This window comes from Brevundimonas sp. R86498 (genome assembly GCF_044598075.1).
In the GTDB taxonomy this organism is placed as follows: Bacteria; Pseudomonadota; Alphaproteobacteria; order Caulobacterales; family Caulobacteraceae; genus Brevundimonas.
The window spans coordinates 1,141,043-1,153,843 of the sequence record NZ_CP139004.1 but is presented as its reverse complement, the minus strand read 5'-3'; the positions used below and the strand labels follow the sequence as shown (position 1 = coordinate 1,153,843).

Annotated in this window: 13 protein-coding genes and 1 pseudogene; 9 read left to right on the top strand and 5 right to left on the bottom strand. The window is 70.2% G+C overall.

The window, feature by feature from the left end; all coding sequences use genetic code 11:
• Window positions 1-104: 104 nt before the first annotated feature.
• From argB to SJY26_RS05755, 5 genes and pseudogenes are all read left to right on the top strand, one after another.
• Window positions 105-1,031 (top strand): acetylglutamate kinase, encoded by a 927-nt coding sequence (gene argB / locus SJY26_RS05775; RefSeq protein ID WP_396595188.1) that lies wholly within the window; start codon window positions 105-107, stop codon window positions 1,029-1,031.
• On the top strand, window positions 1,028-1,690 hold the full coding sequence (locus tag SJY26_RS05770) for a pyrimidine 5'-nucleotidase (protein ID WP_396595187.1): 663 nt from the start codon (window positions 1,028-1,030) through the stop codon (window positions 1,688-1,690). Before argB ends, SJY26_RS05770 begins: the two co-directional genes overlap by 4 nt.
• On the top strand, window positions 1,687-2,544 hold the full coding sequence (dapD, locus tag SJY26_RS05765; protein ID WP_396595186.1) for a 2,3,4,5-tetrahydropyridine-2,6-dicarboxylate N-succinyltransferase: 858 nt from the start codon (window positions 1,687-1,689) through the stop codon (window positions 2,542-2,544). Before SJY26_RS05770 ends, dapD begins: the two co-directional genes overlap by 4 nt.
• A 243-nt stretch (window positions 2,545-2,787) precedes the next feature.
• Window positions 2,788-4,656, top strand: a pseudogene (gene recQ / locus SJY26_RS05760) (DNA helicase RecQ); the annotation flags it as partial.
• Window positions 4,636-5,019 (top strand): endonuclease domain-containing protein, encoded by a 384-nt coding sequence (locus SJY26_RS05755; protein WP_396595711.1) that lies wholly within the window; start codon window positions 4,636-4,638, stop codon window positions 5,017-5,019. The pseudogene recQ and the gene SJY26_RS05755, both read left to right, overlap by 21 nt.
• A gap of 174 nt (window positions 5,020-5,193) precedes the next feature.
• Here SJY26_RS05755 and SJY26_RS05750 read toward each other — a convergent pair whose 3' ends face one another.
• Entirely contained in the window at window positions 5,194-5,727 is a 534-nt protein-coding gene (locus SJY26_RS05750) for a phosphoribosyltransferase (protein ID WP_396595185.1), read from the bottom strand.
• Window positions 5,720-6,670, bottom strand: a complete 951-nt coding sequence (locus tag SJY26_RS05745; protein WP_396595184.1) for an MJ0042-type zinc finger domain-containing protein — start codon at window positions 6,668-6,670, stop codon at window positions 5,720-5,722. The genes SJY26_RS05750 and SJY26_RS05745 overlap by 8 nt, the downstream gene beginning before the upstream one ends.
• 74 nt (window positions 6,671-6,744) lie before the next feature.
• Here SJY26_RS05745 and SJY26_RS05740 point away from each other — a divergent pair, with 74 nt between their 5' ends.
• The 4 genes from SJY26_RS05740 to SJY26_RS05725 all read left to right on the top strand — a co-directional run bounded on the left by SJY26_RS05740 (window position 6,745) and on the right by SJY26_RS05725 (window position 9,741).
• Window positions 6,745-7,455 (top strand): cell division ATP-binding protein FtsE, encoded by a 711-nt coding sequence (locus SJY26_RS05740; protein ID WP_396595183.1) that lies wholly within the window; start codon window positions 6,745-6,747, stop codon window positions 7,453-7,455.
• A gap of 77 nt (window positions 7,456-7,532) precedes the next feature.
• Window positions 7,533-8,408, top strand: coding sequence for a cell division protein FtsX (locus tag SJY26_RS05735; protein ID WP_396595182.1), 876 nt, complete (start codon window positions 7,533-7,535; stop codon window positions 8,406-8,408).
• On the top strand, window positions 8,405-9,043 hold the full coding sequence (locus tag SJY26_RS05730; RefSeq protein WP_396595181.1) for a YdcF family protein: 639 nt from the start codon (window positions 8,405-8,407) through the stop codon (window positions 9,041-9,043). Before SJY26_RS05735 ends, SJY26_RS05730 begins: the two co-directional genes overlap by 4 nt.
• Window positions 9,040-9,741: a lysophospholipid acyltransferase family protein gene (locus tag SJY26_RS05725; protein WP_396595180.1), complete on the top strand. Its 702-nt coding sequence runs from the start codon at window positions 9,040-9,042 to the stop codon at window positions 9,739-9,741. Before SJY26_RS05730 ends, SJY26_RS05725 begins: the two co-directional genes overlap by 4 nt.
• Here SJY26_RS05725 and hisC read toward each other — a convergent pair.
• The 3 genes from hisC to SJY26_RS05710 are packed head-to-tail and all read right to left on the bottom strand — an operon-like array spanning window position 9,738 to window position 12,626.
• A complete protein-coding gene (hisC, locus tag SJY26_RS05720; protein ID WP_396595179.1) occupies window positions 9,738-10,838 on the bottom strand; it encodes a histidinol-phosphate transaminase in 1,101 nt (366 codons plus the stop codon). The two genes, SJY26_RS05725 and hisC, sit on opposite strands and share 4 nt — an antisense overlap.
• Before the next feature lie 9 nt (window positions 10,839-10,847).
• On the bottom strand, window positions 10,848-11,555 hold the full coding sequence (locus SJY26_RS05715; RefSeq protein ID WP_396595178.1) for a hypothetical protein: 708 nt from the start codon (window positions 11,553-11,555) through the stop codon (window positions 10,848-10,850).
• Between the two features lie 15 nt (window positions 11,556-11,570).
• Window positions 11,571-12,626 carry a DUF2125 domain-containing protein gene (locus SJY26_RS05710; protein ID WP_396595177.1) on the bottom strand — a complete coding sequence of 352 codons (1,056 nt, stop codon included), beginning with the start codon at window positions 12,624-12,626 and terminating at the stop codon, window positions 11,571-11,573.
• Between the last annotated feature and the right edge of the window lie 175 nt (window positions 12,627-12,801).

Sequence of the window (12,801 nt, the reverse complement as noted above, 5' to 3'; positions counted from 1 at the left end):
TTCTCAATAGCGACTTCGACACAGGGCCGAAACCGGAATGGCGCAGGTTCCGGCCCCACACCGGCAGGGTGACACAGACCTACGCTGCCGCTAGGGAGCGGCCCATGGACGAGAGTGAACGGCAATCCGAAGAACGGGGCTGGGCCACGGCGAAGACGCTGGCCGAGGCCCTGCCCTATATCCAGGTCTATGACCGCGAGACCGTGGTCATCAAATACGGCGGCCATGCCATGGGCGAAGTGGCCGTGGCCAAACAGTTCGCCGCCGATGTGGTGCTGCTGAAGCTGATGGGGGTGAACCCCGTCGTGGTCCACGGTGGCGGGCCCCAGATCAGTGCCATGCTGGACAAGGCGGGCGTCAAATCGGCCTTCGTCGACGGCCTCAGGGTCACCGATCGCGACACCATGGCGGTGGCCGAGATGGTCCTGTCCGGCGCGGTCAACAAGGAGATCGCCCACTGGATCACCGTCGCCGGCCGCGAGGCCGATGTCCGGGGCGTCGGCCTGTCCGGCAAGGACGCGGGCCTGCTGACCGTCGAAAAGACCACACGCACCAAGCGCGACCCCGACAGCCTGATCGAGCATGAGGTCGACCTCGGCTTCGTGGGCGAGCCGACGAAGGTCGACCCCAAGCTGATCGCCGGGCTGATCGCGTCCGAGACCGAGGACTGGGTGCCCGTCATCGCCCCGATCGGGGTGGCCGAGGACGGCCAGACCTACAACGTCAACGCCGACACGGTGGCCGGGGCGCTGGCCAGTTCGCTGCACGCCAAGCGGATGCTGCTGCTGACCGACGTCAAGGGCGTGCTCAACAAGGACGGCGACATCATCCGCCAGATGACAGTGGCAGAGGCGCAGGGCCTGATCGATGACGGCACGGCTTCCGGCGGCATGATCCCCAAGCTGGAGACGGCCATGGCCGCTGTCCGCGCGGGCGTCGAGGCCGTGGTCATCCTCGACGGCCGGCGGCCCCACGCCATGCTGGTCGAGCTGTTCACCGAATACGGTGCGGGCACCCTGGTGAAGGCGTGACGCTGGACCTCGCGCACATCGACGCCTGGGTCTTCGATCTGGACGACACCCTGTATCCCCGCGAGCAGGGCGTCATGAGCCTCGTCCAGGGGCGGATCAACGCCTTCATGGTGGATGCCGTCGGCCTCCCGTCCGAGGAGGCGAAGGTGCTGCAGAAACAGTTCCTGAACGAGCACGGCACCACCCTGGCCGGGCTGATGGCCAACTACTCCATCGATCCGGAGCGCTTCCTGCGCGAGGTGCATGACGTTCCGCTGGACAGTCTGGAGCCCAATCCCCGCCTCGACGCCGTGCTGGCGGGCCTGCCGGGCCGCAAATACGTCCTGACCAACGGGGCCCGCTTCCACGCCGCCCGCGTGCTGGACCGGATCGGGATCACGGCCCGTTTCGACGGTGTCTTCGCCATCGAGGACATGGACCTGACGCCCAAGCCCGCCCCCTCGACCTATCGCCGCTTCCTCGACCGGTTCGAGGTCGATCCGCACCGCGCGGTCTTCTTCGAGGACACACCCCGCAACCTGGCCCCGGCCGGGGCGCTGGGGATGACGACCGTCCTGATCGGCGACGGTCATGGCCATGAGATCGGCGACTGGGTCGATGCCCGCGCCCCCGACCTGCTCGATTTCCTGCAACCCTATGCGATGAAGGATGCCGCATGACCGACCGCGCCGAACTGGAAGCCGTGATCGAGGCCGCCTGGGAGGCGCGCGCCGAACTGTCGCCTGCCACCCACGGCGAGATGCGCCGCGCCGTCGAGACGGCGCTGGCCCTGCTCGATTCCGGTCAGGCCCGGGTCGCTTCGCGCGGTGAGGACGGCGTCTGGACCACCCACCAGTGGCTCAAGAAGGCCGTGTTGCTGTCCTTCCGGCTGAACGACAACGAGATCATGCGGGCCGGCGACCGGGGCCTGTCCTCGCCCGGCCCCGGTGTCGGCCCCTGGTACGACAAGGTGCCCAACAAGTTCGCGGACTGGACCGGCAACGACTTCAAACAGGCCGGCTTTCGCGCCGTCCCCGGCTCGATCGTGCGTCAGGGGGCCTTCATCGGCCGCAACGTCGTGCTGATGCCCTCGTTCGTGAACATCGGGGCCTATGTCGACGAGGGATCCATGGTCGACGGCTGGGCCACGGTCGGCTCCTGCGCCCAGATCGGGAAGAATGTGCATCTGTCCGGCGGCGTCGGCATTGGCGGCGTGCTGGAACCGCTGCAGGCCAATCCCACCATCATCGAGGACGGCTGTTTCATCGGGGCCCGTTCCGAGGTGGTCGAGGGGGTGATCGTGCGCGAGGGCGCGGTCCTGTCGATGGGCGTCTTCCTGTCGGCCTCGACGAAGATCGTCGACCGCGCCACTGGCGAGGTGATCCGGGGCGAGGTGCCGGCGTACAGCGTCGTCGTTCCGGGGAGCCTGCCCGACCCGAACGGAGGGCCCTCCCTGTCCTGCGCCGTCATCGTCAAGCGCGTAGATGCCCAGACGCGGGCGAAGACGGCGGTGAACGAACTGCTGCGGGACTGACGCTCCCTCTCCCCCTGTTCGAGAGGGAGGCCGCGCACGGCGGCGCAGCCGTCGTTCTGGCGCGGTCGGGTGAGGGGTGACTCGCACTTCAGCCGGTGAGCGCATCGGCGAACCCGACCATCAAACGCCGGGAGTCACCCCTCATCCGACCTCGCTGCGCTCGGCCACCTTCTCCCGCAAGGGGAGAAGGAGACGATACTCCCGACAGATGACACCCCGGAACGAATAGGGCACAAACCGGCGATGCGCGCCGACTCACCTCCCTCCCCGCCCGGCCTCGACGCCGCGCGCGATACGCTGGAGCGCGTCTGGGGTCACACCGACTTTCGCGGTCTTCAGGCCTCGGTCGTTGCCGAGATCATGGCCGGGCGCGATGTTCTGGCCGTCCTGCCCACCGGCGGTGGCAAGAGCGTCTGCTATCAGATCCCCGCCATCCTGCGGCCCGGTCTGGGTCTGGTGGTCTCGCCCCTGATCGCCCTGATGACCGATCAGGTCGAGGCGCTGAAACAGCAGGGCGTGGCCGCCGCCCGGCTGGATTCCGGACTGTCGCTGGACGAACGCAGTCAGGTGCTGCGCGCCGCCAATGCGGGCGAGCTGGACCTGCTTTATGTCTCGCCCGAAGGCCTCGCCAGCGGGGCCCTGCTGGACCGGCTGCGCGACCTGCCGCTGGCCCTGATCGCCATCGACGAGGCCCACTGCGTCAGCCAGTGGGGCCATGATTTCCGCCCCGACTACCGCACCCTCGGCCGACTGTCGGAGTTCTTCCCGGGCGTCCCCCGCATCGCCGTCACCGCCACGGCCGATGCCCGCACCCGCGACGACATCCTGGCCTCCCTTCATCTGGAAGGGGCGGCCGTCTTCGTGGACAGTTTCGCCCGGCCCAATCTGCAGCTGTCGGCCGTGCGCAAGGAAAGCGCCTCGCGGGCGAAGACCGACGCCCATGTCATCGAACTGGTCCGGGCGCGAAAGGGCCGCTCGGGCGTCGTCTATTGCGGCAGCCGGGACGGCTGCGAACGGGTGGCCGATGCCCTCAAGGCCGCCGGGACCAATGCCATCGCCTATCACGCGGGGATGGCCGGGCCCGAGCGCGACCGCCGCCTCGCCCGGTTTCTGGCCGAGGACGGGGCGGTGATGGTGGCGACCATCGCCTTCGGCATGGGGGTCGACAAGGCCGACGTCCGCTTCGTCATCCACGCCGATCCGCCGGGCAGTCTGGAGGCCTACTGGCAGGAGATCGGCCGGGCGGGCCGGGACGGCGAACCCGCCGAGGGCATCACCCTGTACGGTCCCTCCGACATCGCCTGGACCCTGCGCCGCCTCGAAAGCCGCCCGATGGCCGAGGAGGTCAAGACCGTCCAGACCCGCAAGGCCCGCCAGCTGTTCGCCATGCTGGACGGGGCCGTCTGCCGTCCCCAGGCGGTGCGTCGCTACTTCGGCGAGACCGATGCCGGCCCCTGCGGCGTGTGCGACGTCTGCGCCGATCCGCCCGCCCTCTATGACGCCACCGTCCCGGCCCAGAAGGCCCTGGCCGCCGTCCAGCGGCTGGGCGGCCGCTTCGGGCGCGGCCGGGTCATTGATCACCTGCTGGGCAAGACGAAGGACGTCCAGCCGTGGGAACAGGCCCTCTCGACCTGGGGGATCGGCAAGGACATCGCCCCTTCGGGCTGGCGAGACATCGTCGATCATCTGCTGTTCGAGGGCCTGCTGCTGGAAGACCCCAACGACGGCAAGCCCCTGGTGGGTCTGGGCGATCCCGAGGCGGTCCGGGCCGTCTATCGCGGCGAACAGCCGGTCGAGGTGCGCCGCACCCCGCCCGGCTTCGACGCCTCGACCCGGTCGGGCAATCCCCGCAGCCGGACCCGCAACGACCGCAACACCGCCGTCGAGGCGCTGGACGCCGATGTCCGCGCCCGGTTCGAGGCCCTGCGCGCCTGGCGCCGCGACCGCGCCGCCGAACAGCATGTCCCGCCCTATGTCATCTTCCAGGACAAGACCCTGCTGGAGATCGCCGAGCGCGAACCGGGCTCGCTGGACGCGCTGGCCGCCATTTCCGGCGTCGGCCAGACCAAGATCGACCGCTATGGGGCGGGGGTGCTGGGGGTGCTTCAACAGGGGGCTGAGGATGACGAGCGGCCCGCCACCATCGTCGACCGTGCCCGCGAGCTTCGGGCCGATGCGACCCTTCCCGAACGGCTCTTGTGGGCCAAGCTCAGCGCCCGCCAGCTGGGCGGTTTGAAATTCCGTCGCCAGCACCCGATCGAACCCTATGTGCTCGACTTCTTTTGTCCGGAGATCAAACTGGCGGTCGAGATCGATGGCGACATGCACCGGGATCGTGCGGAGCAGGACAAGAGGCGCGATGCCTGGCTGCTGGATCGGGGCATCCAGACGCTGCGACTACCGGCGCGTCTGGTGCTCGACGACATCGGCGCGGCTTTGGGAGAAATCGCCCGCATGGCCGAGAGCGGCCGATAAGCCCTTCCCCCGCCCTTCGCGGGGGAACGCGGTCCGGCGATCGCGCAGCGATCCAGGACCGATGGGGGAAGTCTTGCTTGCCTTGGCACAAGATCAAGTTCCCCCATCCGTCCTGTTCTCGCTTCGCTCGAAGACGGACGGCTTTCCCCCATGAAGAATGGGGGAAGGGCTTGTCTAATCCAGCGCGCAGATGTCCGGCAGACCGCGCAGGGCTCCGGCATGATCCAGACCGTATCCGACCAGGAACCGGTTCGGGGCCTCCCAGCCGACGAAGTCCGGCTCTGGCGCACGCGGCAGGGGCCAGGGCTTGCGGGCGAAGACGCAGGTCAGCACCTCGGCCGCCCCCGCCTCCCTGGCGATCCGGGCCGCCTCCGCAAGCGACAGGCCGGTGTCGAACACATCGTCCAGCAGCAGCACGCGGCGGCCCTGCAGCGAGCGCTGGAACGGGGCATGGACATCGATCCGGCCCCGGCTGGCCTTGTCGTCCCCGTAGGACGCCAGCCACAGGGCATCGAAGCGCACGTTGCGGCCGATCCGCGACAGGGCGCGGGTCAGGTCGGCGGCGAACCACAACCCTCCGGTCAGCAAGACTGCCGCCACGGTCTCATCATCGGTGACGGGCGCGATCCGGGCGGCGAGATCGGCGATGACCTGCGCGATCTCCGCTTCGGACAGAAGGACGACGGGGGCAGGAGCGAGGTCAGCCATGGGAGGCGGATACCGCCCCGGCCCCATGACTGTCGATAGCCCCGTGCCCACCGGCCGCCTCCGCCGGGCCACTGTCGTGCACCGGCGCGGCGTCCACCGGCTCGCCGTGACTGACCGGAGCCTCGTCGGACATGGCCGGGCGCAGACCATGTTCATCGGGTGTCGGCAGCGGCCGGGCGTGACCGGCCGCAGGGCCGTCGTGCTTCCCGGCCGCGTGACCGTCCGGCGTGGCATGGGCCTCCGGCGCCGATCCGGCCAGGACGAAGCTGACCCCCACGTCGACGCCATGGGCCCCGGGATCGCGAATCAGGGCGGCGAACCCCTGCACCCCGCCGGGCAGGACGGGGGCTCCGTCCAGCCGGATCAGGGCATGGCCGACCTCGGCCCCGTGATCGTCCAGCAGGGCCACCCGGACCTCAGGCGCCACGATCTCGCGATCGCGGACATTGCGGAGCGCCCCGGACACCATGACCATGTCGGGCCGGTCAGCCACCGCCTTGGCCGTCAGGGCTTCGAACTCCAGCCCGGTCGGATTCACCGGCGAGCCGATCATGGCATAGGCGGCGGCGGCCCGGGGATACAGGTCCACCACCTCGACCCGGAACAGCCAGCCGGCCGTCAGAAGGCCGACGAACATACTGGCCAGACCGGCCCAGACCGCGCCATGGGTCGCCGCACGACGAAGGCGGCGCTGCTGTTCGGCGCGGGCCCGGAAGGCCTTGGGAATCTCGGGGGCCGGGGTCTCGGGCGCGACCGGCGGGGGTTCGGACACCACCGCAGGCTCCGGGGCGGCGTCCGCGGCGGCGGTCAGTTCCAGCGGCTCCTCGGTCGTGGCATGCCAGACATGGGCGCAGGACTGGCAGCGCACCTTGCGTCCCGCCGGCGGAATCGCGCCGTCGGGTGCAAAATAGCTTGTGGCGCAGGACGGGCAGGTCAGTATCATGGTCGCTGACTGCGAGGCCGTCGGCCCCCTCCCGTCGGAGCGCCTGGCGCCCCGATACCTAACGAAAACACTCGATGCCTCTGTCGCCCCGCCGCGCCGCCGAACCTGCGCCTTCGCCCGAAACCGTCCGCCTCGCGGCGGTCAGCTTTGGCTATGCCGAATCCCCCGGCGTGCTGCGGGACGTTAACCTCATTTTGCCGCAGGGCTCTTTCCACTTCCTTACCGGGCCGTCGGGGGCCGGAAAGTCCTCGCTGCTGCGGCTTCTGACCCTCGCCGACCAGCCGCAGACGGGCCGGATCGCCCTGTTCGGCGAGGACGTGACCGCCATCTCCCACAGGGCCCGGCCCGATGTGCGCCGCCGCATGGGCGTGGTGTTCCAGGATTTCCGCCTGCTGGATCATCTGAGCGTCTTCGACAACGCCGCCCTGCCGCTGCGGGTTCGCGGGGCCCGACGCGCCGACTATGCGGCCGATGTGAACGAGATGCTGGCCTGGGTGGGTCTGGCGGACCGGGCCGAGGCCCGTCCGACGTCCCTGTCCGGAGGCGAGAAGCAGCGGCTCGCCATCGCCCGGGCGGTCATGGCCCGACCCGACCTGATTCTGGCGGACGAACCCACCGGCAGCGTGGACAGCGCCATGGCCGAGCGGCTGCTGAAACTGTTCCAGTCCCTCAACCGGCTGGGGGCGACTGTCCTGATCGCCAGTCATGACGAGGCCCTCGCCGACCGGTCCGGGGCCCGTCGCCTGCGGCTGGCCAACGGGCGGATCACGGGGTCAGGCGCGTGATTCGCTGGTCCAATCTTTTTGGAACCGGAGACGGACAGCGGCGGCCGCTTCGTCCCCCGCGGCCTGAGGGCGGTCTCTTGCCCCGCGATCCGGCAGGCGAGCGCTGGCTGGGGACCGTGATCGCGGTCCTGTGCTTCCTTGCCTGCCTGGCGGCCGCCGGAACGGTCGCGGCCGACCGCGCGGCCCGGGGCTGGGCCCGGGAGCTGCGCAGTGAGGCGACCGTCCAGGTTCGTCCGCGCGTGGGCGAGACCGGAGCCACCGCCGCCGGCCGGGCCGCCGAGACCCTGGCCGGGGTGGATGGGGTCACCGAGGCAGTCGCCATGGACCGCAAGACCGCCGAGGATCTTCTGCGCCCCTGGCTGGGGGCGGTCGCCCTCGACGACCTGCCGGTCCCCTTTCTGGTGACCGTTCACCTCGATCCGGTCGCCCCTGCCAGCGGACTGACCCTCAGCCGGGCCCTGGCCGAGGCGGGGATGGACGCCACCGTCGACGATCACGCCCTCTGGCGGGGCGAGGTTGAACAGTCGGCGGCCACCATCACCCTGCTGGGACTGGCGGCTTTTCTCGCTACCGTCTTTGCGGCAGCGGCGGCCATCGTCTATGCCACCCGCGCCGGGATCGAGGCCCGCCGTGCGGTGATCGAGACCCTCAGCCTGTCGGGCGCGACCGACGCCTCGATCATCTGGCTGTTCCAGCGGCGCTTCGCCCTGCTGGCCTTCTCGGCCGGGACCGCAGGCGCGGCCGTCGCCATCGTCCTGGTCGCCGGGCTGCGCGGACTGGGGGGCCTCAACGGACTGTCACCCGCCCTGCCCCTGAGCTGGAGCGACGCCCTGATGCTCTCGCCATGCCCGCTCGTCGCGGCTACGGTGGCGCTCGTCGCAGCCCGGGTGGGGGCCGGACGGGTGATGGCCAGGTCTGGCCCCTTGCGGTCGGGCATCGGGGATCGAGCATGAAGTTTCTGACCCTCATCGGGATCGTGGGCCTGATCTGGCTGGTGGGGCTGTTCGCCTTCGCCGACCGGGTGCGGGGATTCACCCCCGCGCCGGAGCCGGGGCGCGCCGACGGCATCGTCGCCCTGACAGGGCCCTCGGCCGAACGCGTCAATGCGGCGATCCGCCTGCTGGAACAGGACAAGGGCGAGCGGGTCCTGATCTCCGGCGTTAATCGAGAGGTCCGCCGTCAGGAACTGCGCGAACTGACCCCGGGCTCAAGCCGTCTGTTCAACTGCTGCGTCGACCTGGGTTTCGAGGCCGAGGACACCGGCGGCAACGCCCGGGAAATCGCGGCCTGGGCCGAGGACAAGGGCTATGACAGCCTGATCGTCGTCACCTCCGACTATCACATGCCCCGCTCCCTGCTGGAGATCCGCAGCGCCGCGCCGGATCTGGAACTGACCCCTCATGCCGTCTCCACGCCCTCGCTCGACAACTCGCGCTGGTGGCGGGCCGCCGTCACGGCGCGCCGGATGACGCTGGAGTATATGAAGTATCTGGCCGTTCTGGGCCGCGCGACCCTGCGCAGGGTCACCGGCGACGACTCACACCCGGACACGCGCACGGCCCGGACACCGGACCCCGCCGCCTCATGACCACCCTGCGTTCCCTGGTCTTCGTCGCCTGGCTGTATCTGTCGCTCGCCCTGTTCGCGGTGCTGCTGTCGCCGGCACTGCTGCTGCCGCACCGATTCGCCCTGGCCGTGGTCAAGTCGTGGGCGCGGTTCGTGCTGTTCGGCCTGCGCTGGGTCGCGGGCGTGCGGGTCGAGTTCCGCGGCCTCGAACATCGCCCCACCGGCCGGGCCCTGCTGGCCTGCAAACATCAGGGCATGCTGGACATCATCATCCCCTTCGTGGTGCTCGAGGACCCCTGCATCATCACCAAGAAGGAGCTGATGATCCTGCCCTTCTTCGGCTGGTTCGCCTGGAAGACGAAGATGATCTCGGTCGACCGCTCGGCGGCGTCGAAGGCCCTGCGGGACATGGTCAAACAGGCGCGCGAGCGATCCGCCGAGGGCCGCCAGATCTGGATCTTCCCGGAGGGCACCCGGGCCCCGGTGGGTTCGGTCCCGGACTACAAGCCGGGGGTCGCCGCCCTGTACCGCGAGATCGCCGGACCGTGCTGGCCCGTAGCCACCAACGCCGGGGTCCACTGGCCGGCGCATGGCTTCCGCCGCTATCCGGGCACCGTGGTCTACGAGTTCCTGCCGCCGATCGAGGCCGGACTGAAACGTCCGGCCTTCATGGCCGAGCTGGAGCAGCAAATCGAGACGGCGTCCAACGCCCTGCTCTAGGTCGCGGCGAACTCGCTGAGCGCGTCGAGCACAGCGCGGTTCTGGTCCTCGGTGCCGATCGTGATCCGCAGGCCGTCGTGGATGCCGTAGCCCCCGACCGCGCGGACGATGATGCCTTTCGAGTTCAGGTAGTCATTGGCCGCGGCGGCCGTGCGCTTGCCGTCCTTGAACAGCACGAGGATGAAGTTGCCGGCCGAGGGCAGGACCTCGAAGCCGAAGCCGCGGATGGCCTGGGTCAGGCGGGGCCGCCAGGTCTGGACCAGCTCGCGCGAGGCCGTCTGGTGCGCGACATCCGCGATCGCGGCGGTGGCGGCGTCAAGACCGGGGACGGAGACGTTGAACGGCAGGCGGATCCGGTCAACGGCCTCGGCCACCGCCAGCGGGGCATAGCCGAAGCCGACCCGCAGGCCGCCGAGGCCGTGGATCTTGGAGAAGGTCCGGGTGACGATGATGTTGGCCGCCTCCCGAGCCAGCGGCAGGGCGGTCTCCCAGTCGGCCTCGACCACGAACTCGGCATAGGCCTCGTCCACGACCAGCAGGATGTGGGGCGGCAGGGCCTCGTGCAGGCGGCGGATCTCCTCGCCCGTATTGTAGCTGCCGGTCGGGTTGGACGGGTTGGAGACGTAGACGATCTTCGTGCGGTCATCGACCTGGGCCAGGAGGGCGTCGACCTCGGCCTTGTAGCCGGGTTCCGGGGCCAGCTTGACCCGGGCCTCGCAGCCGAGGGCGCTGATGCGGTAGGCGAGGAAGCCGTACTCCCCGGTGACGATATTGTCGCCGGGCGACAGATAGGTCTGGTTGAGCAGGGCGAAGACCTCGTCCGAGCCGTTGCCGAAGATCAGCCGGTCGGGCTCCAGACCGTGGTGATCGGCGACCGCGGCGCGCAGCTTGCCGGCCCGGCCGTCCGGATACAGATGGATCGACTTCAGCGCGGCCTCATAGGCGGCCCGGGCCATCGGGCCGGCCCCAAGGGCGTTCTCGTTCGACGACAGTTTCATCGGCTCGGCGATCCCGGCCAGCACGGACTTGCCGCCGACATAGGGGGCGATGTCGAGGATGCCGGGCTTGGGCGCAGGAGCAGTCATGGCGTCGGTCATACGGACATCTCAGAACAGGGGGGCGGCACCGATCACGCCCTTCAGGGCGCCGGGGGCTGCCGAAAGCCGCCCGTCTTCGGCCTGCACATAGCCCGCGACCATGAACAGCTTCAACCCGCCCGCCGCCGCGAGCGGACGCGCGGCAAAGCCGCAGGCCGCGAGGGCCTCGACGATTCGCGCGTCGCCCAGGCGAGCATCGGTGACCCAGAAGGTCCGGTCCTCGCCGGTCGGCCCGGGCGGGACGGCGGCGACCCGGAGGGCGGCGGGAACGCCGCGACGGTCATCCGGCAGGGCGGCGATGACGTGGAGATCGGGCCGGGCCAGAAGCCGGCCCCACCACGGGCGCGGGGCGGCGACATCGATCAGGGCGTGGGTTGCGGCGTCGACCCGGGCAAGGGCCGCGTCGGCGTCAGCGACCGCACGTCCCGACAGCCCGAACCGGTCGGCAGCCAGCAGCCCGGCCGTCGGCCCGGCGACCACCAGGACGGTGCCCGCATGGGCCTCGATCCGACCCCACAGGGCGCGCAGCATGGTGGCCTGATGGACGTCGTCGGCCTCGGCCAGCAGGGCACGCAGGGCCAGGGTCGAGGCGTCGGGCGTGGCCTCAGACCCCGCCGCCAGCCGCGCCGTCAGCGCCTCGATCAAGGCCTGGTCCAGCTTGAGCCGGTCGGTGTCGATCCGGGGTTCTTCCAGCAGCGCGCCATGCTTGCGGGCCATGCGAACGTCTCCCGCTCAGAACAGCCGGGGGGCCGGGGCCACCGGGAAGGGCCCGAACCAGGTTCGACCGTCCCGAAATTGAATGGAAACGGGAACAGCGTTCCGGTCCGACCCCTCGAGGGCTCCCGCGGCGACGGCACCGGCCGCACCCGCCCGATTGACGACACCCGTCCGGGACCCGGCCAGGCCCGCCAGCGCCGCCAGGGGCCTGACGGCCTGCAGCGCGACCTCTCCCTCGAGGCGGCCATCCGCACCGGCCGACAGGACCGCGCTGGACAGGGTCGCCCGGCTTTCGCCCGCGGAGACCTCACCCTTCACGGCCGTGAACCGGCCGCCGGCCCGGGTCCAGGCGGCGAAAACGCCCGCCGCATCAGGCCCCTGCAACTGGCTCGCATCCTCGACCACGGTCTCGATCTGGGCCGTGAGCCGGCCCTCGCGGGCCAGACCCTCCACCGGTCCATCGGGACGACCCTCCGCCTCAATCATCCGGAACAATACATCCACACTGTCGTCGACGCCCGGGGTTCCGGCCGGGGCAAGATGCGGCCGCAGATAGAATTCGATCCGGTCCGCGCGGGCGATCGGGAACACCTCGGCACCCTCATGGCTGGTGAACTCCGGCCTCGCCAGCTCGACCGCGACATTGGGCCAGCGCTGGGTCAGGCCGTGGACGCTGGCCCGGATGAACTGCCCCCGGACGGCGACCTTGCCCTTGTCGGCGCGGGTCAGGACCAGACCGTCGCCCGCGACCAGAACCCATTTGTCGGGGTTCCAGGCATTGGCCTCGGCCGCCAGGTCGGGGGCCGACAGCGCATGGCCGGAGGGGGCGGTGATCGAGACATTCTCCGCCCCCAGCCGGACCCGGAAGGGCCAACCTGTGGTGTTGAGGCCGGTATAGGCGACGTCCCAGCCTCCCGCCCGCATGGCCTCGACCTGGAGATCCAGCCGATCCCGGACCTGGCCGGCCAGCACGAACCACCAGACCGACCACAGGACCAGGGCGATCAGGAACAGGCCGATGGGGGCGAACAGGCCAGAGCGCTTGTGACGGGCGGCGGGGGCGTCGGTCATCGGGGCCTTGGGTGAGAGAGATGGCAAAAAACACTGTCCGGATCGTCCGGATGGTCCGGCCGGGCGGACTGAAATCACTGTCCGGATCGTCCGGATCACACCGACGGTGCCCGGCCTTGCGTGGTACGGAGATATGGGGCCAGGCCAGCGCCACGACAAGCCATCCACGGCGGTC

What these genes read in the sequence shown, in the direction of transcription:
- SJY26_RS05740 (WP_396595183.1), top strand. Translation starts at nt 6,745, where the DNA reads ATGCCTCTGTCGCCCCGCCGCGCCGCCGAACCTGCGCCTTCGCCCGAA.
- dapD (WP_396595186.1), top strand. Translation starts at nt 1,687, where the DNA reads ATGACCGACCGCGCCGAACTGGAAGCCGTGATCGAGGCCGCCTGGGAG.
- SJY26_RS05725 (WP_396595180.1), top strand. Translation starts at nt 9,040, where the DNA reads ATGACCACCCTGCGTTCCCTGGTCTTCGTCGCCTGGCTGTATCTGTCG.
- SJY26_RS05750 (WP_396595185.1), bottom strand. Translation starts at nt 5,727, where the DNA reads ATGGCTGACCTCGCTCCTGCCCCCGTCGTCCTTCTGTCCGAAGCGGAG.
- SJY26_RS05730 (WP_396595181.1), top strand. Translation starts at nt 8,405, where the DNA reads ATGAAGTTTCTGACCCTCATCGGGATCGTGGGCCTGATCTGGCTGGTG.
- SJY26_RS05710 (WP_396595177.1), bottom strand. Translation starts at nt 12,626, where the DNA reads ATGACCGACGCCCCCGCCGCCCGTCACAAGCGCTCTGGCCTGTTCGCC.
- SJY26_RS05715 (WP_396595178.1), bottom strand. Translation starts at nt 11,555, where the DNA reads ATGGCCCGCAAGCATGGCGCGCTGCTGGAAGAACCCCGGATCGACACC.
- hisC (WP_396595179.1), bottom strand. Translation starts at nt 10,838, where the DNA reads ATGACCGACGCCATGACTGCTCCTGCGCCCAAGCCCGGCATCCTCGAC.
- argB (WP_396595188.1), top strand. Translation starts at nt 105, where the DNA reads ATGGACGAGAGTGAACGGCAATCCGAAGAACGGGGCTGGGCCACGGCG.
- SJY26_RS05745 (WP_396595184.1), bottom strand. Translation starts at nt 6,670, where the DNA reads ATGATACTGACCTGCCCGTCCTGCGCCACAAGCTATTTTGCACCCGAC.